General features: G+C 36.5%; 14 protein-coding genes and 1 tRNA gene. 10 read left to right on the forward strand and 5 right to left on the reverse strand.

Annotation, left to right across the window (positions count from 1 at the left end; genetic code table 11):
• Window positions 1-31: 31 nt before the first annotated feature.
• The 5 genes from OLM58_RS00635 (at window position 32) to OLM58_RS00655 (ending at window position 8133) form a co-directional block, all read left to right on the forward strand.
• Window positions 32-721, forward strand: coding sequence for an RluA family pseudouridine synthase (locus OLM58_RS00635; protein WP_070907235.1), 690 nt, complete (start codon window positions 32-34; stop codon window positions 719-721).
• Between the two features lie 77 nt (window positions 722-798).
• The gene (locus tag OLM58_RS00640) at window positions 799-2127 is read left to right on the forward strand and encodes an aldehyde dehydrogenase (RefSeq protein ID WP_264530779.1); all 1329 of its coding nucleotides are present in this window, start codon (window positions 799-801) and stop codon (window positions 2125-2127) included.
• A 126-nt stretch (window positions 2128-2253) separates the two neighbouring features.
• Window positions 2254-3042, forward strand: a complete 789-nt coding sequence (locus tag OLM58_RS00645; RefSeq protein ID WP_264530780.1) for a hypothetical protein — start codon at window positions 2254-2256, stop codon at window positions 3040-3042.
• A gap of 96 nt (window positions 3043-3138) precedes the next feature.
• A complete protein-coding gene (locus OLM58_RS00650) occupies window positions 3139-7191 on the forward strand; it encodes a PAS domain S-box protein (protein WP_264530781.1) in 4053 nt (1350 codons plus the stop codon).
• Window positions 7192-7284: 93 nt separating this feature from the next.
• A complete protein-coding gene (locus OLM58_RS00655; RefSeq protein WP_264530782.1) occupies window positions 7285-8133 on the forward strand; it encodes a neutral zinc metallopeptidase in 849 nt (282 codons plus the stop codon).
• Window positions 8134-8832: 699 nt separating this feature from the next.
• Here OLM58_RS00655 and OLM58_RS00660 read toward each other — a convergent pair.
• The 4 genes from OLM58_RS00660 to OLM58_RS00675 all read right to left on the reverse strand — a co-directional run bounded on the left by OLM58_RS00660 (window position 8833) and on the right by OLM58_RS00675 (window position 11357).
• Window positions 8833-8906 (reverse strand) — tRNA-His (locus OLM58_RS00660).
• Between the two features lie 82 nt (window positions 8907-8988).
• A complete protein-coding gene (gene bshB1 / locus OLM58_RS00665) occupies window positions 8989-9705 on the reverse strand; it encodes a bacillithiol biosynthesis deacetylase BshB1 (RefSeq protein ID WP_264530783.1) in 717 nt (238 codons plus the stop codon).
• Window positions 9706-9840: 135 nt separating this feature from the next.
• Window positions 9841-10920: a chorismate-binding protein gene (locus tag OLM58_RS00670; RefSeq protein WP_264530784.1), complete on the reverse strand. Its 1080-nt coding sequence runs from the start codon at window positions 10918-10920 to the stop codon at window positions 9841-9843.
• A gap of 5 nt (window positions 10921-10925) precedes the next feature.
• Window positions 10926-11357: a PaaI family thioesterase gene (locus OLM58_RS00675; protein WP_264530785.1), complete on the reverse strand. Its 432-nt coding sequence runs from the start codon at window positions 11355-11357 to the stop codon at window positions 10926-10928.
• Between the two features lie 243 nt (window positions 11358-11600).
• Here OLM58_RS00675 and OLM58_RS00680 point away from each other — a divergent pair, with 243 nt between their 5' ends.
• The 4 genes from OLM58_RS00680 to OLM58_RS00695 all read left to right on the forward strand — a co-directional run bounded on the left by OLM58_RS00680 (window position 11601) and on the right by OLM58_RS00695 (window position 20200).
• Window positions 11601-13121 carry a hypothetical protein gene (locus OLM58_RS00680; protein ID WP_264530786.1) on the forward strand — a complete coding sequence of 507 codons (1521 nt, stop codon included), beginning with the start codon at window positions 11601-11603 and terminating at the stop codon, window positions 13119-13121.
• Between the two features lie 337 nt (window positions 13122-13458).
• Window positions 13459-15312, forward strand: coding sequence for an endonuclease (locus tag OLM58_RS00685; protein ID WP_264530787.1), 1854 nt, complete (start codon window positions 13459-13461; stop codon window positions 15310-15312).
• Between the two features lie 223 nt (window positions 15313-15535).
• Window positions 15536-19231, forward strand: a complete 3696-nt coding sequence (purL, locus tag OLM58_RS00690) for a phosphoribosylformylglycinamidine synthase (RefSeq protein ID WP_264530788.1) — start codon at window positions 15536-15538, stop codon at window positions 19229-19231.
• Between the two features lie 6 nt (window positions 19232-19237).
• Window positions 19238-20200 carry a hypothetical protein gene (locus OLM58_RS00695; protein WP_264530789.1) on the forward strand — a complete coding sequence of 321 codons (963 nt, stop codon included), beginning with the start codon at window positions 19238-19240 and terminating at the stop codon, window positions 20198-20200.
• A gap of 171 nt (window positions 20201-20371) precedes the next feature.
• Here the strand turns inward: OLM58_RS00695 and OLM58_RS00700 are convergent, their stop codons facing one another.
• On the reverse strand, window positions 20372-21787 hold the full coding sequence (locus OLM58_RS00700) for a hypothetical protein (protein ID WP_264530790.1): 1416 nt from the start codon (window positions 21785-21787) through the stop codon (window positions 20372-20374).
• Between the two features lie 372 nt (window positions 21788-22159).
• On the opposite strand from OLM58_RS00700, the gene OLM58_RS00705 reads away from it, so the two are divergent.
• Window positions 22160-24562, forward strand: coding sequence for a TonB-dependent receptor domain-containing protein (locus OLM58_RS00705; protein WP_264530791.1), 2403 nt, complete (start codon window positions 22160-22162; stop codon window positions 24560-24562).
• Window positions 24563-24605: the final 43 nt, after the last annotated feature.

The following is a 24605-nucleotide window of genomic DNA, read 5'->3' on the forward strand; positions in this document are numbered from 1 at the left end:
CTAAAATCTAAGAAGTCTAAGAAAGTCCAAAATGAAAGTCGTTTCCAACAAAAACAACCTCCAAATTCTTCACGAAGACAATCACATCATTGTGGTCAACAAACGCGTGGGTGATATTGTACAAGGAGATAAAACCGGGGATAAACCTTTATCTGATATTGTAAAAGAATATATCAAAGACAAATACAATAAACCCGGAGACGTTTTTCTGGGGGTGATTCATCGTCTGGACAGGCCTACGACGGGAATTGTTGTTTTTGCCAGAACCAGTAAAGCATTGTCACGTATGAACGAAATGTTCAGTAATCGTGAAACTCAAAAGACGTATTGGGCTGTAGTTAAAAATAAACCGCAACAAAACACTGCGAAGCTCGTTCATTATCTCAAAAGAAACGAGAAAAACAATACTTCAAAAGCACATTTAAAGGAAGTTCCGGACAGTAAACTGGCCAGTCTGGATTATACTGTTTTCAAAGAGCTTCAAAATTATGTGGCACTCGAAATCAATTTGCATACCGGCCGTCATCATCAGATTCGTGCCCAGCTGGCAGCAATTGGCTCTCCAATAAAAGGAGATTTAAAATATGGTTTTGACCGAAGTAATCCTGACGGTGGAATACATCTTCATGCCCGAAAATTAGTTTTTGTACATCCGGTTTCTAAAGAAAACCTCACGATAATCGCTCCTACTCCCGACGAGACTATTTGGAATGCACTATGATTTTATGATTTAATTGTTACAATTTCAAGTTTTATCAATTAACTTGCAGAAGCAAAAAATCAATCGGATTATATACTATGGACTATAAAAACAACATTGCCTACAGGAAAGAAACGTTAAAGAAATTGTTGTACAACATTCAGAAAAGCGAGGATTTGATTGTAAAAGCTTTGTACGATGATTTTAAAAAGCCTGAATTTGAAGCTGTTTTAACCGAAACCAACTATGTAATTTCGGATCTAAAGGATACCATTAGAAACATGAATAAATGGGCGAAACCAAAACGCGTTTTGCCTTCTCTGCTCAATTTCCCTTCTACCGATTATATTTTTAAAGAGCCTTACGGAAATGTTTTGGTAATTGCTCCCTGGAATTATCCGTTTCAATTGGCTTTATGCCCTTTAATTTCAGCTGTAGCCGCCGGAAACAGAGTTGTTTTGAAACCTTCAGAACTGACGCCACATACCTCAGCAGTGATTGCTAAAATTATTGAGAAGACATTTCACGTCAAACATGTTGAAGTTATTGAAGGCGGTGTTGAAGTTTCTAACCAATTACTTGCACAGCGCTGGGATTATATCTTCTTTACCGGAAGTGTTGCTGTTGGAAAAATTGTAGCCAAAGCTGCTGCCGAAAATTTAACTCCCGTAACTTTGGAACTAGGCGGAAAAAACCCGTGTATCATTGACGAAACTGCCAATTTAAAACTGGCGGCAAAACGAATCGTATGGGGAAAATTCATCAATGCCGGACAAACCTGCATTGCACCGGATTACATACTGATTCAGAAAAACATGAAAGTCAATTTTATTTCTTTTCTGATAGAAGAAATTCTAAAAGCTTACGGCAAAAAAATAGACAAATCTCCTGATTTCGCCCGCATTATCAATACCAAAAACTGGGTGCGCTTAGACAGTATGATCGAACGTGAAAAGGTTATTTTTGGAGGAGAAACAGCTGCTGAAAAAAACTACATCTCACCTACTTTAATTGAGGAACCTACTTTGGACAGTCCGGTCATGAAGGAAGAAATATTTGGCCCTATCCTGCCTATTCTGACTTACGAAACAGAGGCCGATATTCACAACGTGATCAGTCGTTATGAAAAACCTCTTGCCTTTTATGTCTTCAGTGAAAATAAAAATTTTGCTAAAAAACTAATTACTTCCCATTCTTTTGGAGGAGGCTGTATCAATGATACTGTGGTTCATTTCTCAAACAAAAGATTACCATTCGGAGGAGTTGGTCATAGCGGTATTGGTGCTTATCACGGTCAATTGAGCTTTGATATTTTTTCGCATCACAAAGCAGTAGTAAAAAAAGGAAACTGGCTTGATTTACCTATGCGTTATGCTCCCTACAAAAACAAACTGATATCCCTGAAACGTTTACTAAACTGGTTGTAACGTCTAAAAAAAACAATTTAGCAATGTTTTCCAGATTTTCATATCAAATTGATTAAAAATATTATATTTACGGCACATTAATTATTTAAAATTTCGTCGATATAAAATAATTCTACTCCATTAAAAATGAAATCTACATCCGATCAGATCAAAGACATTAAAAATCATGGTTATACCTTAGATTTTTCAACTGTTTTCAATCATGCTTTTGAAAATTACAAGAAAATAGCCGTCTACGCCGGATTAATGCTGTTGGTTTTTTCGGTATTCTTTGGTGCTATTGTTTATCTCATACTAGTTGCATTTTTTGGTATCGACAAATTAACGAATGCAAACTTTCTGAACATACAGCCTCAAAATCTGTCTCAAATTTATCTGGTCCTTTATATTATTGGAACAGCCTTTGTATCAGCAATTATGAGTCCTTTTACAGCCGGATTTTTAAAAATGGCCGATTGTGCAGAAAAAGATCAGGAATTTAATGTCTCTACAATTTTTTCCTATTACAAAAGCCGCCATTTCGCACAAATTTTTGCGGCGACCTTTTTAATTTCATTGTTTAGCGTTATCGTTACGACTTTTTTAGAAGTTCTAAAATTAAATGCGTTAGGATTAGTTTTCTCACTGACATTATCTTTTTTTACATTCTTAACCATTCCGCTTATCGTATTCGGGAACTTAAAAGCCGTTGATGCCATTAAATCAAGTCTCATCTTGATAAGCAAACAGCCCTTGATATTATTAGGGCTTATAATTACTATTATTGGAGCTATACTGGTTGGTCTTTGTGCGTTTTGTATTGGAGTACTTTTTACGATCCCTTTTAGTTATTCCATGACTTATGCCATATATTGTGCTATTGTAAAAACGGATAAAGAAGATCCTATTGACTCTATCGGTCAGTCTGATTTTTAAAAAAATATAAAATTTCAACTAAAAAAGAGTCTAACCTGCTCTGTTGAAATTTTCAAAATAAAAGATTTACTAAACCAAACATACCCCCCGAATTCTATGGTAGCAAACTATAGTCTTTTCAATTCGTTGATCCCAGGAGTTGCCATACTTGGTAATGCCCTGAAATCAATTATTACGAAGTGGTATGTCATCAATTCAGATATCATATTTTACAACAATCCTAAACTCATTATGTTAGGATTGTCGATGATTGCTTTTCTGACCCTTCTCGTATACCAATTCTTCCGGATCAAGACCAGAATTGGCTACTTCATCGAAAGAAAACCGGAAACAGAAACAGTAAACAAAGAGTATCATCTCTATATTTTGTTCTTTGGTATTGCATTAATTGTAATCGAAATCATCAACGAAATTTTTAAAATCAGGCCAAAAAGTTTACTTTTAGTTAATGTAAGCATAGGCTTCTCGATGCTTTTATTTTATTTCATCATTGGTAAAATTGAGTTTTTAAGAAAGCGGGTTCAGTCGATATTTATTCTATCCTTCTTTGTTTATCTCTTTTATGTCGGATATAACATCATCTATCGCACCAACGATATTATTCCTATAATTGCTTTTTTAATTTTCTTCTACTTCTCCTACAGCATCTTAAAACCCATAAAGTTATACTGGTTCTTTGTCGGATTAGTTTTTACCTTTCTGATTACAACGGTTGTTTACCAATTAATTCCGGTAAAATCATCCATTATCTTAATCAACTACTGTGTTCTGATTTTCATTCTTAATCAGGTTAAATATGCCGTTTTACTAAACAACAGTGATAATTTCAGATTCACTAATGAGATTGTACACAAAGGAAATTCACTGACTATTGCCACAAACGAAAAAAACGAAGTCCTGTTTTGCAGTGAAACCATCACTTCTATTCTGGGATATTTACCGGATGAAGTTATGGGGGCTAAATTTTGGAAATTAACGAATGAAACGGGCTATCCTGAAAACCTCAGCAATATAAATCATGAAGAAGACAAACTTTATATCCGGAAATTAAGAAGCAAAAACGGAGAATACAAATACATACAGTGGAAAGACAAAAGATTTTCTCAGGGCTTAATTATTAGTATCGGTCAGGATGTTACGGAACAAATTACCGTTCGCGATCAATACAAAAACCTGATTCAAACTGCTACGGATATCATTTTTGAAATTGATTCTGATGGTTATTTTACCTTTATCAATGACTTTGGATTTTCGATATTGGGGTATTCTGAAAACGAAATTATCTCTCAGCATTATTCTAATTTCATCCATGAAAACTATCAGCGTAATGCCGTAGATTTCTATGAAAATCTGGAATTGAATGAAAATAATTTCCCCACCATTGAGATTCCTATTCTGAAGAAAAACGGGAAAAAACTTTGGATTTCGCAAAAGATTATTGTTCGAAAAAATGACCTCGGACAAACAATTGGCTTTGCTGGAATAGCCCGCGACATTACTGAAATTAGAAACATTGAGAACGACAAAAGAAAACGTCTAAAGAAAATCGAGTCGTATAACAATTCGATTAATAAACTCTCAACCACAGATTTTAGCCAATACGACAATTTAAATACAGTTATTGATTATATCATAGAAGAAGCCGCAATTGTAACTAAAACCAATCGGGTGAGCTTCTGGAAATGTCATAAAGACTTAATCAGCTGCAAGAATCTTTTCAGCATTGACAAACAGCATCTTAATGACAAAAACATACTGGACAAACAATCTTATCCAATTTACTTTGAAACGCTTAAAAGCAAAGCAATCATAAATGCTCCGGATGTTTTCAATAAGCTCGAAACATCCGAATTTCAAAAATTGTACTTTACCAAAAACCACATCAAATCGATGTTGGATGTACCTATCTTTTTAAACGGACAGCTTGTTGGAGTTGTTTGTTTTGAAAGTACCGAAGAAAAAAGAAACTGGGACAACGAGGATATCAATTACGCCCGCACCATTTCGGATGTGATCTCATTGGCAATCTCCTCACAAATGCGTTTAGAGGCCGAAAAAAAATTAGAATTTAAAAGTCAGCTATTGTCTGCACTTTCTTTGTGTACCGAGAAATTTCTAATGAGTAAATCTACTCAGGAAATGTTTCAGGAGACCTACAATTTAATTGGAAAAGCAGCCAAAGTAGACCATATGTACTACTACGAAAAAGATTTTACAACAAATACTGTAAGTCAGAAATACAAATGGTCCAGACAAGGTATTGAGCATCAGATCACAAAATTACAGCGATTAACAAAAGATCAATTGCAAGAAATTTACGAAGCTGCTCAGAACAAAAAAATCGTCAATACACTTACCCGAAAACTCAACGATACTTTTTTCAAACAACTACTAATTGCCAATGAAATTAAATCGATTCTGATATTACCGCTGTACATCAACGATATCTTTACCGGATTCATAGGCTTCGACGATTGCACTAAAGAGCGAAAATGGTCTGAAGAAGAAATTTATATTTTTCAGGTTCTGGCAAATAACATCTCATCGGCACTGGAAAGAAACCGAAACGAAACCAAAATTCTCGAAAGTGAGGAAAAATTCAAATTAATCGCCAACAACATTCCCGGCACGGTATATTTGTCAAAATTTGATGCTTTCTCTACTAAGATATTTCTCAACGATGAAATTTTAAATCTTACCGGATATTCCAAATCAGAGTTTATTGAGAATAATTTATCGTTTTTATCTCTTATTCATCCTGATGACAAAGACGAAGTGATCAACAACCAAATCGATAATTTACAAAGTGGAATGCCTTTGCACAACGTCTATCGCATCCGGCGGAAAACAGGTGAATTTATCTGGGTAGAAGAATTTGGAGATGTGATTAAAAAAGGGGATGAAATTGAATTTGTGGGTGGAATTTATTTCGACATTACCAACAAAAAAGAAAGTGAAGATGCCATAAAAGCCAAGCAGCTTGCCGAGGCAGCCAATAAATCTAAATCTGATTTTCTGGCCAATATGTCGCATGAAATCAGAACTCCTTTGAATGGCATTATTGGTTTCACGCATTTACTGATGAATACCGGCCTTGAAGAAATTCAGGAAAAATACATGACCACGATCAACCAATCAGCGCATTCGCTGTTGGATATCATAAATGACATTCTTGACTTTTCTAAAATCGAAGCAGGAAAACTGGAACTTTTTATCGATTTATACGACATCAAAAAAGTACTCGGACAAGTTTTTGATTTAATCGTATACGAATCCAATCAAAAGAATCTGCAGTTAGAATTAAATGTCGCACCTGATGTTCCCAAATACATTTGGACAGATATTGTGCGAATCAAACAAATCTTAATCAATCTGCTTTCAAATGCTGTTAAGTTTACCAACGAAGGTTCGATCAAACTTAATGTTTCGGTTCTGGAAAAAGGCAACAACAACGATTGTACTATCCGATTTTCAGTAGTGGATACCGGAATTGGAATTCTCGAAAAAAATCAGAAGAAAATTTTCAAAGCCTTTTCTCAGGAGGATAGCTCTACGACGAGAAAATTTGGAGGTACGGGATTAGGACTGACAATTTCAAATCAATTACTTGCTTTAATGGAAAGCCGCTTACAGCTGGAAAGTAAAATCGACAAAGGAAGTAATTTTTATTTTGACCTGAACTTAAAAACAAGCAATCAAAGCATTAGTGAGAAATACAATACTGAACTTCAAAATACCGGTCTCGAACTAAATTCTGACGCCCCGGTTTCAGATCAAAAAAACATTACCTTTTTGATTGTTGAAGACAATAAGGTCAACATGCTGCTTTTAAAAACCATCATCAAAAATCTGTACAGCGGTGCCTACATACACGAATGCGAAAATGGCTACGAAGCCGTAAGTCAATTTGAAAACATCAATCCTGATTTGGTTTTTATGGACATTCAGATGCCTATTATGAACGGTTATGAAACCACAAGAGCCATCAGAAATACCATTATTGGAAAAGACATTCCGATCATTGCCGTAACAGCTGGTGCCGAAAAAGAAGAACGCAACAAATGCCTTTCTGCAGGAATGAACGACTACATCTCTAAGCCCATAATGAAAGGCAGTGTCGAAGAAGCTTTAGTAAAATGGTTAAAATAATGCAAAACTAAATTCGGCTATTACGTCATTATTCCTAAAAAAAATATAAATTCGTATAACACAAACCTTTACGAACTAAAATTCAAATTACTTATGAAATGGCAAGGCAGAAGACAAAGTGATAACGTTGAAGACCGAAGATCAATCTCGGGCGGAAAAGTTGCTATTGGCGGTGGAGTTATTGGTATAATCATTTTATTATTAAATGTTTTTGGCGGCGAAACCGGTCAAACGGTAGGCAATGTATTAGAACAAATGCAAGGTGGACAACAAACTACTGAAGCTGCCGCTCCATTAAGCAAAGAAGATGAAGCATTGGGGCAATTTGTCAGAGTTAATCTTGCCGATAACGAAGACATTTGGGGTAAAATATTTGCAGAAAACGGTCTAACTTATAAAAACCCAAAATTAGTGCTTTTTAGAGGATCTGTAAGCACAGCCTGTGGAGGTGCATCATCAGCATCAGGACCGTTTTATTGTCCGGGCGATCAAAAAGTATATATGGATTTAGGCTTCTTTGAAGAACTAAAAACTAAATTTGGTGCCCAAGGTGGGGATTTTGCTATTGCCTACGTTATAGCGCACGAAATTGGCCACCACATACAAACACTGCTGGGAACCTCGGCAAAAATGCGAGAGGCACAGGAAGGAAAGAGTGAAGCCGAAGCCAACAAACTATCTGTAGCTTTGGAATTACAAGCTGACTTCTATGCCGGAGTATGGGCTCATTACAATCAGAAAAACTTAGACACCGGCGATATTGAAGAAGCCTTAAGTGCAGCCAACGCCGTTGGTGATGATGCCATACAGAGCAAAATGCAAGGACAAGTGGTTCCGGATTCCTTTACTCATGGTACATCCGCACAGAGAATGTTCTGGTTCAAAAAAGGTTTCCAAACCGGAGACATTAAACAAGGCAATACCTTTGATGAAATAAGATAATTCACAAACTAAATTATAATAAACAAAAAAGCATGATTAAAAAATCATGCTTTTTTGTTTATTTACCTGACCAATTCACCAAAGGCAATAAGAGAGCTTTAAGAATCTTCTTAAACACAGGAAGTTCCTTTTTTGATTATTTTACAACCAACCTTTTAAATTAAAAACTCCTGAATCGAAATTGTCCTTTAGAATTTTTTGTAATTATTGGGGTTTATTACAAATTATTCAAATTCCAAATTTTAAATTCGATTCAGGAGAAATGCTAGGATCAACCTTACAGTGCTACCATTTTTACTTTATTTAACCATACTCTTATAGGTCAAGTACTTATTTTTTTACATTGTAAAGGTAGTACTGAACTTCAACCCATTACATGATTAAAATCATAGAAAATTATTTTTTTTTTATTATTTGATAATGAAATTCTTTAGCTGATCTGCTCTCTGCTCTTCTGGACGATACTACCTAACTTAGATCATAGTGCTTTGCACCATGCTGTCGTTAAGGCTCTTTCAGAGCAACAGCTTACTATATTACCCACAAAGCTCAAAACGGAAACCTGAAACCTGAAACTTGAAACTTGGAACTTGGAACTTGAAACCTGAAACCTGAAACCTGAAATTTTCAAACCCTCAAGATTCGTTTTTGTATAAAAACAAAAAAAGCCTTGAATTTCTTCAAGGCTTTAAATTTCTGGGTGGCTGACCGGGTTCGAACCGGCGACCCGCGGCACCACAAACCGCTACTCTAACCAACTGAGCTACAACCACCATTTTTCTGCTTGTGCATTTCTGCTTAGCGAGTGCAAATATATAACTAATGTTGAGTTCTACAAAGAAAAAAATGAAAAATTTACAGTAAATTTTCTAAACTATTGACAGCCAAACACCTTTCAACAGTAAAACCTTCGGCAAAATCTTTCCCAACAAGCCTTCCTAAATCCTGCGCACGATAATTTAAGCTTTCAAAGAAGTTTTTACTCGTAATTGGCGTAGCAGGTTCTTTTGAATTTGGGTCATAAAACTGAGTTTTATATGCCGAAACCGCTTCAACCTTTTTCTTTTCAAAACCTGTGATGTCCACTACAAAGTCAGGCACGATGTTTTTCCACTGTATATAATGATACACGACCTTTGGTCTCCAGGCTTCCTGCTCTTCTCCATCTACCGAGGTTTCGATTTTTTTCAATCCAGACAAAAAGCAGGCATCCGAAACTAATTTACTGCCTTTCCCGTGATCGATATGGCGGTCGTCAATTGCATTACACAATACAATCTCCGGTTTGTACTTTCGAATCATTTTAATGACCTCCAGCTGGTGTTTTTCATCATTCATAAAAAAACCATCGCGCATGCCCAGATTTTCACGAACCAAAACCCCTAATATCTTTGCTGCCTCTTTTGCTTCTTCATCTCTGATTTCCGCCGTACCACGCGTTCCTAGCTCTCCACGTGTCAAATCGACAATACCCACTTTTTTACCTAGTGATACTTCTTTTAAAATTGTTCCTGCGCAACCCAATTCTACATCATCAGGATGTGCACCAAATGCTAATATGTCTAGTTTCATTGTTTTTGTTTTTTGTTTCAGGTTTTCTTTGTTTCAGGTTTCAAGTTTTTTTTGTTTCAAGTTTCAAGTTTCAAGTTTAGCCGAAGTCGCAGTATACAGTCTCAGTAACTGAAAACTGCGACTGCGACTGAAAACTCATAACTCATAACCCATAACTCTCAACACTCTTTTCATTGTCATCGATTTGTTCACGCTTTCCTCCCACTCGTTTTCGGGAACACTTTCTTTTGTAATACCGCAACCCATGTAAAGAATCGCTTTATTTTCCTGAATTTGCATGCTGCGTAAATTTACGTAGAAATCAGAACTGATCTCATCATGAGCAAAACTGCTGTTCAACTCCCCTAGAAATCCTGTGTAAAAAGTCCTGTCGTAATTTTCATTTTCAATAATAAATGCTTTTGCCTTTTTCTTTGGCAGACCGCAAACTGCGGGTGTTGGATGTAATGTATCGATTACTTCCTCAAGCGTCGAATTCTCATTCAATACTCCCGAAATATCTGTTTTGATATGCCAGATCGATCCCGCTTTCACACTATAAGGTTCTGTGACATCAACAGAAGAAGCTACTTCACGTAATCTTTTTACAATAAAGTCAGTTACATATTGCTGCTCGTCTTTCTCCTTTTGCTGCCATAAAACATCCGTTTCCAGGGTTGCTTTTTGTGTTCCGGCCAAAGCCACTGTTTCAAAAACATTTCCATTGGCTTTCAGCAATCGTTCCGGTGTGGCTCCCATCCACAAACCAATTTTTGGATGAAAAAAAACATATGAAAAAGTCGTGGGATACAATTGAATCAGGTGCTGAAAAGTAGACACAAAATCGAACTCGCTTAAAGTTACTTTTTCGCTTCTGGACAATACTACTTTTTTGAATTCGTCATTCTTAATCGCCTGAATTCCTTTTGCAACCAATGCTTCATAGTGTAATCTGGCCTCGTTATCAATACCCGAATCTTCAATTTCAGCAGCCTCAAAAGCAATTTCCAGCTGTTCTGTTGTTAAAATTTCAGATTCATTCTCCGGAATCAATATCAGTTGTTTTTCATCAAAAGAAGCAAAAACAAAACCTTTTTCCTTGTAATCGGAGATTTTATGCAACGTGTCATTTTGCTGCAAAAGCGAAAAAATAGTAGTAGAATTCGGTTTAGAGTACATTACAAAAGGCAAACACTTTTCGTACTGTACTTTAATTTTAGAAAAAAAATCATTCATACTTCCTATACTGTTTTCTTTTTTTCCAAAACCATATTGGTCAGTTTGCACAGCGAAATCAGATTTCCTTCTTCATCCGTAATCTTAATTTCCCACAGATGAATACTTCTTCCTTTGTGAATGATTCTTGCCGTCCCGAAAACCCAGCCTTCCCGAATACTTTTCAAGTGATTTGCCGAAATTTCTATTCCGCGTACTTCCTGTTCTTTCACATCGATAAAAAAGAAGGACGCTGCACTACCAACACTTTCTGCCAGGGCTACTGAAGCTCCCCCGTGTAACAATCCCATTGGCTGATGAACAGAAGGATTTACAGGCATTTTTGCAGTTAAAAAATCAGGCCCTGCATCGATATATTCTATTTTTAGCGTTTCCATCAATGTGTTTTTTGAGAACTCATTACAGCGCGCTAAAATCTGCTCTTTTGTATAATTCATTAAAATAGTCTTTAAAAACGTAAAATTAAAGAAAAGATGAGATACAAATTTGAAAATCCCATTCTAAAATTAAAAATCCACTTCAAACGTGTAAGTTTTTTGTTATTTTTACAAAAACATTAATTATTGATCTGTTGCAGAAATTTTTTTGATGCTACAGATTTTCACAGATTAAAATATTTCTTCAAAGACTAAAAAACTTTTTAATCCTTATTAATCCGTAGCAAAAAAAAACTCATTCAAATGCGTCAATACTTTATCCTTTTTATCTTTGGAATAATTCTAGCTTTTAGTTCTTGCCGAACTGATTTTGATACCGTTGCCAGTTCCGGAGATTTAAAGTTTTCTAAAGACACTGTTTATTTAGACACTGTTTTCAAGAATATTGGCTCTGCTACCTATCAGCTTAAAGTATACAACCGAAGTAAAAACGACATCTCCATTCCTATTATTCAGCTCAAAAACGGCTTAAATTCAAAATACAGAATGACGGTCGATGGTATGAGCGGAAACAATGGTAAAATTTTCAGAGACGTAACACTTTTATCTAAAGACAGTTTGTACATTTTTGTAGAAACCACCGCAGATATTACAGATGCAAACCCAACCTATTTTTTATATACCGATCAGATTCAGTTTGACAGCGGCGCTAATCTTCAACAAGTCGCTTTGGTCACACTGATTCAGGACGCTGTTTTTCTTTATCCACAACAAAATCCTGATGGAACCAAAGAGAAAATTAAAATTGAAGGCAAAGATGTAGATGGTTTTTACCTGAATGACAATGATCCTGTCAACGGAAACGAATTGCTTTTCACTAAACAAAAACCTTATGTTATTTACGGATTTGCCGGTGTTCCTAAAAACAAAACGGTGACTTTTGAAGCGGGTGCTCGCATATACTTTCATGCCAACTCAGGTCTTTTTGTCGACGATAAAGCTTCTTTACAGATTAACGGAACCGCTTCTTCAACTCCAAAATTAGAAAACGAAGTTGTTTTTGAAGGGGATCGACTAGAATCACTTTACGACAATATTCCCGGGCAATGGAATTCTGTTATTTTTGCTAACGGAAGTACCAATCACTCCATCAATCATCTTACCCTGAAAAACGCGGTCATTGGTTTAAATTTCAAGAATCCGAATCCTGCTTCGACTATTGAAATCAAAAACACCCAGATTTACAACAGTGTCGAATATGGAATACTGGCACAAAATGCCCGTATAAATGGAGAAAACATTGTAATCAATTATGCCGGTCTCGCCAGTTTATCCTGTGTATATGGCGGAGATTACAAATTCACCCATTGCACCTTCAACAACAGCTGGTCAAACAATTCTCAATTTGCAGTTAGCCTAAGCAACAGTCTGGCCAATGCTGTTCCGGAAACAAATCCCCTTACACAGGCAACTTTTAACAACTGTATCATTTACGGATCGGGAACCAACGAATTTAATTTAAACAAAAAAACCACTGCCGCCTTTGTGTATCAACTCAATAATTGTTTGCTAAAATTCAGCAGTTCTTCTACCAATCCGGATTACCAGTTTAAAACAGATCCTGCACACTACAACCAGATCATTCTGAACGAAAATCCCAAGTTCTTTAATGTTGCTAAAAACCTATTCAACATTGACAATACTTCTCCCGCTTTCGCGAAAGGAAACCAGGCCTACAATATCCCTTTAGATATTATTGGAAATACCAGAACTTCTCCACCGGATTTAGGAGCTTATCAGAGCGCCGCTTTTCCTACTAAATAGTTTTATATCATTTCGACCAAAGGAGACTCGAGCGACAGTGAACGGGCGAAGCAAATCACACGTGGGATTCGACAAAGATTGACGACATCCTGTACGGAGTTTCGTTTGTGATTTCTCGTTCCTCGAAATGACAAACCGGACGCAATCACTGTAAAAAACTTTACGCCTTAGTGTCTTCATGGCAATAAAAAGCTCGCGTAAGAAAATATATCCAAAATTAAACATCACTTAACTTATATAATTCATAAAAATAGTAGATTTGCTAAAACTGATTTTCAACATTCTAAAATTCAGTATTTTAAAAACAAAAACAACCAAATCTTAAAAACTATTAATTATGAAAAAAAACTACTTTTTACTGTTACTGATGTTTGCTGTAACGGCATTTGCGCAAATTCCCACCGGCTATTACAACACCGCAACAGGAACAGGTTACACATTGAAAACACAATTATACAACATTATTAAAGGTCATACCGATAACGGATATGCGGGATTGTACACCACTTATCAAACCTCCGATGTCGATAATTTTTTCGAAAATGACGGGACCGTTTTAGACATGTATTCCGAAAACCCTTCCGGAACGGATCCTTACAATTATACCACAGGATCAACACAGCGTTGTGGGAACTACGTTGTAGAAGGTGACTGCTACAACAGAGAGCATATCATTCCGCAATCGGTTTTTAACGAACAATCTCCAATGGTATCCGATGCACATTTTATCACTCCGACCGATGGAAAAGTAAACGGAATCCGATCCAACTATCCTCACGGAACTGTTAGTTCTGCCACTTACACTTCTCAAAACGGAGGTAAATTAGGCTCCAGTTCAGTATCCGGATACTCAGGAACCGTTTTTGAACCTATAAACGAATTCAAAGGCGATATTGCCAGAATGTATTTTTATTTTGCCACTCGTTATGAAAATACCGTTGCGGGTTACTCTTTCCCTATGTTTGACGGTTCTGGGAATAAAGTTTTTACTACGGCATTCTTAAATCTTCTAATAACCTGGCACACGCAAGATCCTGTAAGTGCCAGAGAAATTGCACGAAACAACGCCATTTATGCCCGTCAGAACAATAGAAACCCTTATATCGATCATCCGGAATATGTCAATCAAATTTGGGGAGGAACACCTTCTTCAGACACTCAGGCTCCAACTGCACCGACAAGCTTGGCTTCTACTTCAAAAACGTCAACTTCCATTACACTATCCTGGACTGCTTCTACCGATAATGTAGCCGTTACAGCTTATGACATTTATGCAAACAGCGCTTTAAAAACCACTGTTTCCGGTGTAACTGCAACAATAACAGGTTTAACCCCAGCAACAGCTTATTCTATTTATGTAAAAGCAAAAGATGCCGCAGGAAATGTTTCCGCTTCAAGCAATACCATTTCTGTTACAACCGACAGTGGCGGAACCGGAACTACAACAGATCTTCTTTTCTCTGAATACGTTGAAGGGTCCGGAAACAATAAAGCAATTGAAATTGCTAACAACACAGGAAGTTCTGTGAGTTTAGCTTCGTATACGATAAAAAAACAAACAAACGGTTCCGGTTCCTGGAGTACCGGTTTAGCTTTGAGCGGAACCTTAGCCACCGGAAGTAAATTTGTCATTGTAAACAGCTCTATATCTTCAAGCTGCTATTCAACCAGTGCGGCTAATATTTCGACAACAGCAACTGAAATGGCCTTTAACGGAAATGACCCAATTGGTTTATTCAAAAATGGCGTTTTAATCGACATCATCGGAACTTTCAATGGCGGAACTGCTAATTTCGGAGCCGACGTAACTTTAAGAAGAAAATCAACAATAACTTCACCAAGTACTACTTTTAATCTGAGTGCACAATGGGATTCATTTTCACAAGATACCTGTGCTAATTTAGGCAGCAAAAAAGTACAGCCTACTGTAGCTGAAGGAGAAGAAAACATTGCAGATTATAACGGAATTATCGTTTATCCAAATCCTTCTGACGGAAATTTCAATATAAATTTAAACGAATCTGGCTCTTCTTATGCTGTAGAAATCATTTCTTTCTCAGGGCAGAAAGTTTTTGAAAAACAGAACGCCACAGAAAAAACCATTTCAGTAAGTCACTTACCAAGTGGTGTTTATATTATAAAAATTGTTAAAGATTCGAAAACTATCATCAGAAAAATAATCATTAACTAAAAGTACTTTTTCACGCAGATTTAGCAGATTTTTTTTTGAACTACTTATAAAATAGTTCCAGTATTCTAGAATCTGCTGAATCTGCGTGAAAATAAAAACTTTGCACGACAATATCCCAATTTCAGAACGGTATCATATTTTTTAAAAGAGTTTGTTTTCAAATTTGCGCTTGCTAGATATTTAAACTAAATTTGCACTTCAATACAACAAACTACACATCACAATGATCCATTTCTTTGAAAACCAAAGCAAAACTGTTTTTGCAGTACAGACGCAAAACGAAATTTCGGCTCAAGACATTTCAAAACTAAACTGGCTTTTTGCCGACTCCAATAAGATCGAAAAATCCGCACTGACGGATTTTTTTGTTGGTCCTCGTGCCACTATGATCACTCCATGGAGTACAAATGCTGTAGAAATTACTCAAAACATGGGTATTACGGGCATTATCAGAATCGAAGAATTTCATCCGGCAACAGCTGATTTTTCAGATTTTGACCCAATGTTATTTCAGAAATTCAGCCAATTAGATCAGGAAATTTTCACGATCAATGTGCAGCCGGAACCTATTCTGGAAATTGATGATATTGCCGCTTACAATACAACAGAAGGATTAGCTTTAAGCGAAGAAGAAGTTGATTACTTAAACAATCTTTCTACTAAATTAGGAAGAAAACTAACTGACTCAGAGATTTTCGCTTTCTCACAAGCAAACTCAGAGCACTGCCGTCACAAAATCTTCAACGGAACATTTGTGATTGACGGAGAAGAAAAAGAAACTTCTTTATTCAAATTAATTAAAAAAACATCACAGGAAAATCCTAACGATATTGTTTCTGCTTACAAAGACAACGTTGCTTTTGTAAAAGGACCAAAAGTGCAGCAATTTGCACCAAAAACAGCTGACAAACCAGATTATTACGAGATAAAAGAATTCGATTCCGTTTTATCTTTAAAAGCAGAAACACACAACTTCCCAACCACTGTAGAGCCTTTCAACGGAGCTGCAACCGGATCGGGAGGAGAAATTCGTGACCGTTTAGCCGGTGGCCAGGGTTCATTGCCATTAGCAGGAACTGCGGTTTATATGACTTCGTATTCTCGTTTAAAGCCCTTCGACTCCGCTCAACCCTTCGACTCCGCTCAGGGTGACCGAAAATGGGAAAATGCTGTTGAAGAAAGAAAATGGCTGTACCAGACTCCAATGGATATTTTAATCAAAGCTTCAAACGGAGCTTCTGATTTTGGAAATAAATTCGGTCAACCGTTAATTACAGGTTCTGTTTTAACTTTCGAACACGAAGAAAACGACCGTAAAATTGGTTACGACAAAGTAATCATGCAGGCGGGTGGAATTGGTTACGGAAAATTAGATCAGGCAATTAAAAAGAAACCACAAGAAGGCGATAAAATCGTAATTCTTGGTGGAGAAAATTATAGAATTGGTATGGGTGGTGCTGCGGTTTCATCTGCAGATACCGGAGCTTTTGGTTCAGGAATCGAGTTAAACGCAATTCAGCGTTCGAATCCTGAAATGCAAAAACGTGCTGCCAATGCGATTCGTGGTTTGGTAGAAAGCGACAATAATCCAATTGTTTCGATTCACGATCACGGAGCTGGAGGACACTTAAACTGTCTTTCTGAACTGGTGGAAGAAACCGGAGGATTAATCGACTTAGATAAATTACCTGTTGGAGACCCTACTCTTTCTGCAAAAGAAATTATCGGTAACGAATCTCAGGAAAGAATGGGATTGGTTATTGGTCAAAAAGATATCGATACTTTACAAAGAATTGCCGACAGAGAGCGTTCGCCAATGTATCAGGTTGGAGACGTAACGGGCGATCACCGTTTTACATTCGAATCTAAAACAAACGGTTCTAAACCGATGGATTATGCTTTAGAAGATTTCTTCGGAAGCTCTCCAAAAACGGTTATGACCGATAAAACGATTGACAGAAAATATGCTGATGTTGCTTACAACACAGCAGATTTCGAAAGTTACTTAAAAGACGTTTTGCGTTTAGAAGCGGTTGCATCAAAAGACTGGTTAACCAATAAAGTAGACCGTTGTGTGGGTGGAAAAGTAGCCAAACAGCAAAATGCAGGACCATTACAATTGCCTTTGAATAATGTTGGAGTTATGGCTCTGGATTATTTAGGTAAAGAGGGAATTGCTACTTCTATCGGGCATGCTCCTATCGCTGCTTTGATTGACCCGGTTGCGGGATCCAGAAATGCTATTGCCGAGTCATTATCAAATATCATCTGGGCACCAATTAAAGATCAGTTAAAAGGTATTTCATTGTCTGCCAACTGGATGTGGGCTTGTAAAAACGAAGGTGAAGACGCTCGTTTGTACGCTGCCGTAGAAGGTTGTTCTGAATTTGCAATCGAATTAGGAATCAATATTCCAACAGGAAAAGATTCCCTTTCGATGAAACAAAAATATCCAAACGACGAAGTAATTGCACCGGGAACGGTTATTATTTCGGCAGCAGGAAACTGTACCGATATCAGAAAAGTAGTAGAACCTGTTTTACAAAGAAACGGAGATTCAATCTATTATATCAATTTGTCTCAGGATGATTTCAAATTAGGAGGTTCTTCTTTTGCACAAATCAGAAATACAATCGGAAAAGAGACTTCTACTATTAAAGACGCTTCTTTCTTCAAAAATGCCTTCAATACCATTCAGGAATTAATTGGTCACAACCAAATTTTAGCCGGACACGATATCGGAAGCGGTGGTTTGATCACAACTTTATTAGAATTGTGTTTTGCGGATGTAAACCTTGGGGCAAAAATTGATTTTAGTGCTTTCGCAGAAAATGACTTATTAAAAATCCTTTTTGCAGAAAACATTGGTATTGTTTTCCAGGCAAAATCTGATGCTGCTGTTGAAACTAAGTTAAATGCCAACAACATCGAATTCTATAAATTAGGAAAAGCAACAACGACCGAGACTTTAGACCTTGGATCTTGGACTTTAGACATAAAAGCTTACAGAGATATTTGGTTCGAGACTTCTTATTTATTAGATCAAAAACAATCTAAAAACGGAAGAGCTCAGGCGCGTTTTGAAAACTATAAAAATCAGGCTTTAAACTATACTTTCCCAACTCATTTTACTGGTAAAAAGCCTGTCATCTCAAACGAAGGCGAGAGACCAAAAGCTGCTATTATTCGTGAGAAAGGAAGTAATTCTGAGCGTGAAATGGCAAATGCTATGTACTTAGCCGGTTTTGATGTAAAAGACGTTCACATGACCGATTTGATTTCAGGTCGTGAAACACTGGAAGACATTCAGTTTATTGGAGCTGTTGGAGGTTTCTCTAATTCAGATGTTTTAGGTTCTGCCAAAGGATGGGCCGGAGCTTTCTTATACAACGAAAAAGCAAAAACGGCATTGGATAATTTCTTTAAAAGAGAAGATACTTTATCTGTAGGAATTTGTAACGGATGTCAGTTGTTTATGGAATTGGAAGTGATCAATCCGGAGCATGAAGTTCACGGAAAAATGCTTCACAACGAAAGTCAGAAACACGAAAGCATCTTTACTTCTGTAAAAGTACAGGAAAACAACTCGGTAATGTTATCGACGTTGGCCGGAAGCACTTTAGGAGTATGGGTTTCTCATGGAGAAGGTAAATTCAAATTGCCTTTAGCCGAAGAAAATTACAACATTGTTTCTAAGTATGCTTACGAAGGTTATCCTGCCAACCCTAACGGATCTGATTACAACACAGCAATGTTATGTGACAAAACCGGAAGACATTTGGTAATGATGCCTCACATCGAGCGTTCAACTTTCCAATGGAACTGGGCACATTATCCAAAAGACAGAAACGACGAGGTTTCACCTTGGCACGAAGCTTTTGTTAATGCCAGAAAATGGATTGAAAATAGAAACAATTAAAAAAAGATGAAAAAGTTATCAATATTCCTTTTAATTTTCGTTTCTTTATTTTCATTTTCATGCGAAAGCAATGACTCAACATCAGAAGAAAAAATTAATGACGATTACAAACTTCTTTCAGTTACTTCTGAAGGTAAAATTTTTGAAATAGGTAATAATAGTGGAAAAACAACTACTATCGGGCAAATCAAAAATTCAGCAAATTTGATCATGCTTGCAACTATTTGTAATGTAGGTTCAAAAATCTATTCATTTGAATCTACCTATGTTCCGCATCAAAATATTTTAATTATTTATGACAAATTAACTGGAGTAACTAAAACTAAACAAATTATTTTCCCCACTTCTCTTGAAAAAACGATGTCTGATCCTTTTATCACAAATTTGGAATATAATGGTTCAGAACTTATTGCAATAGTTAGTGAAAATCTACCCAATGAAAGTCGTCCAAATAATATTATATCAATAAACACTGAAAATTACGAAACCACCGATTTGGGCATTAATTTTTTTCAACGTTCATTAACTAGTACCGAACTTATCAATAATAAACTTTATGTTTCAACTAGAGTTGATGGCCTTTTAGAAATAAATCTTGTTAATAAAACAGTTACAGAGTTGCGAGGTGGCGGTGCAAAGATAAGTGCAACAAGATTGGCTAAAATTGATAATACAAAATTTGGACTAATGCAGTTTGGAGTAACGCAAGCAATCGATGGCATAAAACCTGTTGAATTTAATTTAAGTAATAATTTACTATCTGACAAATCTTCAGAAGTTACATATGCAGTACGGAATAGTTTAGGAGGAACGATTTCTTACAATAAAGAATACCTGAATTTAGTCTACCGTTCAGACTTCAAGTTCGGAATTTTAAAAATTAATTATGAAAACAATTCAACAAAATTTATTGAACTTGATAAAGAAATTGTAGGACCAAATGCAATAATTGTTGATGTTATTAAATAATTTCAATTATTTTCTCAATTCAAAAAAAAATGGATTGAGAAAAACTAAACTATATTTCTATAAAAAACGCCCGAATTTATCGGGCGTTTTCTTGTTTTAAAAGAAGAGTATAGTCCAAATTAACTGATCATCAAACTTTTTTCAAAACTCTTAAAACTATTTTTATCTGTATTAATTAATAGCTACCAAATTGACGCGAAGCTTGTTTGGGGCAGAGCCTTCAGACATAAAAACCAAATACTTTCCGTCATTTGTCTTTCTAATAATTTGACTAGGCTGCACCAATCGGGAATTATCATCCTTCCCATTAGGTAAAGAAACATCTTTAGTAGTAATCACATTGCCATCATAATCTACGACTGCAAGTGAAGATTTTAAAACTTTATTATTTTTGGACATATCAAATGCATTCCAGGCTATGAATATTTTACCCTGTGAATAATGAGCCATCTGCGCTCCCCAGCCGGCAGTTTCCGTAGCCTTATAACTGGTTAACCAAACATCCTTAACTTTGACTGCACTTCCCTTTGCGGCACCTACGCCAGAAAATATAGACAAACGAACATCACGACGTAAATCATTAGCAGTAAACTCATGTTGCGTAGTGTAAAGAACAGCAATATTTCCATTAGGCAACTCTAATATATCGCCGGTAGATGTATTGGTAATATTATAATTGCTAGTCACTGAACTAGGAATTGGAAAAATATTCGACCAGGTACGATTAAAAGGATCATCATTAAATTTCCAGTCTTCTATCAAAAGACCTCTTGAAGGCAACTCATCTGCATGGGCAGATGCAAGATAACGTCCATCATTCAGAGGTATTAACCGCTGGTCGAAGTTATGGGAGATATACCAAGGGCGTATAAAAGTTGATTTACCTGTAGCTGCTTCATGAAAGCTAAGCCAGCCTGCCTGATGCTCACCCATTCCTCTGCGCGCTAAATAAATACCGAAATTATCTAGTTTTTTATTGTAAACAATAATACCCTGTCCGGATCTTCCTGCTGCATGAGTATCTGAGGGGTCAGGAGGAGCCTGCCATAAATCTATCGAATACTTTACGTTGCCTGAACCGTCAAAACAATAGTACACAGGTCTCTTTCTTGCAATGTCATCTGAGTTCACTTCCGATGCTCCCATCATATAACGATTATTACCAAAATACTCGTAACCCAGGAAAGTCGTATTACCCAAATTTAGTTCTTTGGGAAAGGAAATTTCGGAAACAATAGATTTAGTACTGAGTGATATTCTGCTTAAATGGCGGTGTCCGTCAGCAGTTGGTGCTAATTCTCCTTCCCAATAAGTATCCAGATTACCATCTTCGTTAACAGAAAAGCGAATACTTGGCTTTATAGCATAAATAGCATAAGCACCGTCAGTTAACGACCTAAGATTTTCAGGCAGATTGACTTCAAAAGAGGAATATGCGAGACCTGTACTAACATCACTGTCTTCTTTATCACCCGTACTTACCGTAGTATCAACCACCGGATCCTCTACATTTTTAGTACATGCTCCTAACGACAATAAGGCAACAACTAATAAGACGTAAATTTTGCTTTGAGAAATGTGTTTCATTAAATTTATTTTAATTTTATAATAGTAATTCATTTTTTAGTCATCATTTGACGATTTACAATACTCCTTAAGAAGTGTTCCACCTCTTTAAATTCAAACCAAAGTTATAACACCTGTTTTTTATGCATTTTACACTTGTATCAAACGGTATCGTTCCTGTAACAGATAGTATTATTCACAAAACTTCTGAATAGAATTCATAGGAAAATACCTCCCGATGAGAATCAGAAATACAAAATTTACCATTCACTTTTCATATCTCACTTTTCACATTTTCAAAAAACCTCCATTTAAAAAGACTCTAAGACTAATTTAATTCTATCTTAAGCCTACTTTTTCCCACATTTTTAACGTGATAGATATCTTTGTTTCATGAAAAAATGGACCTTAAAATTATCGCTTTTACTCCTCTTACTTATTATAAGCCAAGTCACGTTTGCCCAAAATTCGTCTGTAAAAGGAACGGTTTCTGATGGAAAGCTCGCCATCGAATTTGTCGATGTAGTTTTAAAAAACACTGCCGATTCTACAAAAGTTGCCGGATATGCCGTTACAGATGCTTCCGGGAATTTTTCTTTGGACCATATTACCTCAGGTGAATACCAGCTTCAATTCAAATTAATCGGTTTTAAAACCCTTACCCAAAAAATAAAATTTGGAGGATCTCCTATTTCGGTTGGAACCATAACTTTGCAAACCGATGCTAATCTATTAAATGCTGTTGTTGTTAATTCCCAAAAGAAGCAAATTCAAAAAACCAATGAAGGCTTCATTTTTAATGCGGTTTCGAATCTGACACAAACGGGAGGAACTGCTACCGATATGCTAAAAAACATTCCTACAGTAGCTGTAGATGCAGACGGAGGAATTACGTTGAGAGGAAAATCGCCTATGATTTTGATTAATGGAAAAAACTCCGCCATTACCAATATGGATCAGATTGCAGCGAGCAGTATTGAAAGTATAGAAGTTATCAGTAATCCTACGGCCAAATACGATGCCAATGCAGAGAGCGGCATTATCAATATCAGACTCAAAAAAAACAACCAAAGCGGTATGAATGGTGCCGTGGTTTTAGGAGGCGGATTTGGAGCCAAAGGCAGATTAAACAGCTCTGTGCTCTTAAATCATAAAACGGATAAATGGAATTTCGGATTGGGGTACGACAATCGCTTTGCCGGAAGAACTAAAAAGATCAAAGGCGAAAGAATCAATTACCTGATCGATGACGAACATTATATCAATCAAAACAGAAGCGACCAGCGTACAGAAGGCTTACAGAATCTAAAATTCAACATTGATTTTTCACCAAACGAGAACAACAGCTTTTCTTTTGAAGCTTTGGGAAATATGGAAAGTCAGGACAATGACGAAACTTTATACACGCAGGTAAACAACAGCGCCAATCAGTTTTTCTCGAGCAATAAAAGACATTCTCTGGAACTCGAACGCTCTAAAGTAGGCGAACTAGCCTTCAGCTACGACCGAAAATTTGCCGATGACCGAAAAAGCCTGAACGCCAGTATTACCTCATCTTTCAACAAACACAGAGAAAACACCGACATCGACACCTATCAATTCAATCAATACTACAACCTGATTGGTGATGCTGCATGGCAAAGAACACACAATTACGAACACGAAAATATCTCGAACGCCATTGTAAATTATGCGCTTCCGGTTTCTGAAAAAACAATTTTAGAGACTGGTTACAAAGGAACCTTCCGATTCTTCGACTCCGATTTTCAAAGTGCCAATCAAACGAATGGAGAATACATTGTAAATCCTTTGGCGAGCAACGTCTTTAAATTCAACGAGCAAATCAATGCGGTTTACGGACTTCTAAACTCTTATATTGGCGCTAAAGAAACTCCGAAATGGAAATACAATTTAGGATTACGTGCCGAGCAGGTTTCAAACAACGGAAAAACGCAAAACAACAGTGATAACTTCTCCAATCATTATGTAAAACTTTTCCCTTCTGCCTCTTTACAACTTAATTTAACATCAGACGAGTTTCTAAAAATGGGTTACAGCAAACGCATCAACCGTCCTGATTTAGACAACTTAAATCCATTTATTGATATTACCGATGCCTTGAATCCGCATGGAGGAAATCCGTATTTGAAACCCGAAATCATTCATATTATTGAGACAGGTTATTCCAAAGAATGGTCCAAATATTCCCTTTCTACCAATGCTTTTTACAGAAATGCGACCAATACAATCAGACAATATGCCGAATTACAAGACAACGGAGTGGTTTTGCAGCAGCCCAGAAATATTGGAAGCACCATTACTTATGGTCTTGAAACTATTTTCAGCTTAAAACCCGTTGGATTTTATGATGCTAATATCAGTATTACCGCTTTTCAGCAAAATATAAACGCCTCCAATCTGGCTCAGGATGTCGTGAACAATGCATTCAGCTGGTACGGAAAGATTATCAATAATTTTGTTCCGTGGAAAGGTGGAAAACTGCAAATTATCGGAAATTACAATTCGGCTCTCGCTACTGCACAGGGAAAAAGAATTCCGATCTATAATGTTGATATGGGGTTTCAGCAAAAACTGGGTAAAGGCAATGCCCGTTTAGGTTTAGTGGTTACCGATATGTTCAACACACTTGAAAGCGGTTTTAAAAATAATACAGCTTTGTTCAGTAACAACCGTACTTCTAAATCAGATACACGTGCTCTGATGATCACTTTTGCTTATACCTTTAAATCCGACTTTAAAGAAAAATTATTGGAAAACCAGTTTTCAGCAGAATAATAGTGGATTAAAAACAAAAAAAACATTCTTGCAATCGGGATTC

This window comes from Flavobacterium sp. N502540 (genome assembly GCF_025947365.1).
Taxonomy (GTDB): Bacteria; Bacteroidota; Bacteroidia; order Flavobacteriales; family Flavobacteriaceae; genus Flavobacterium.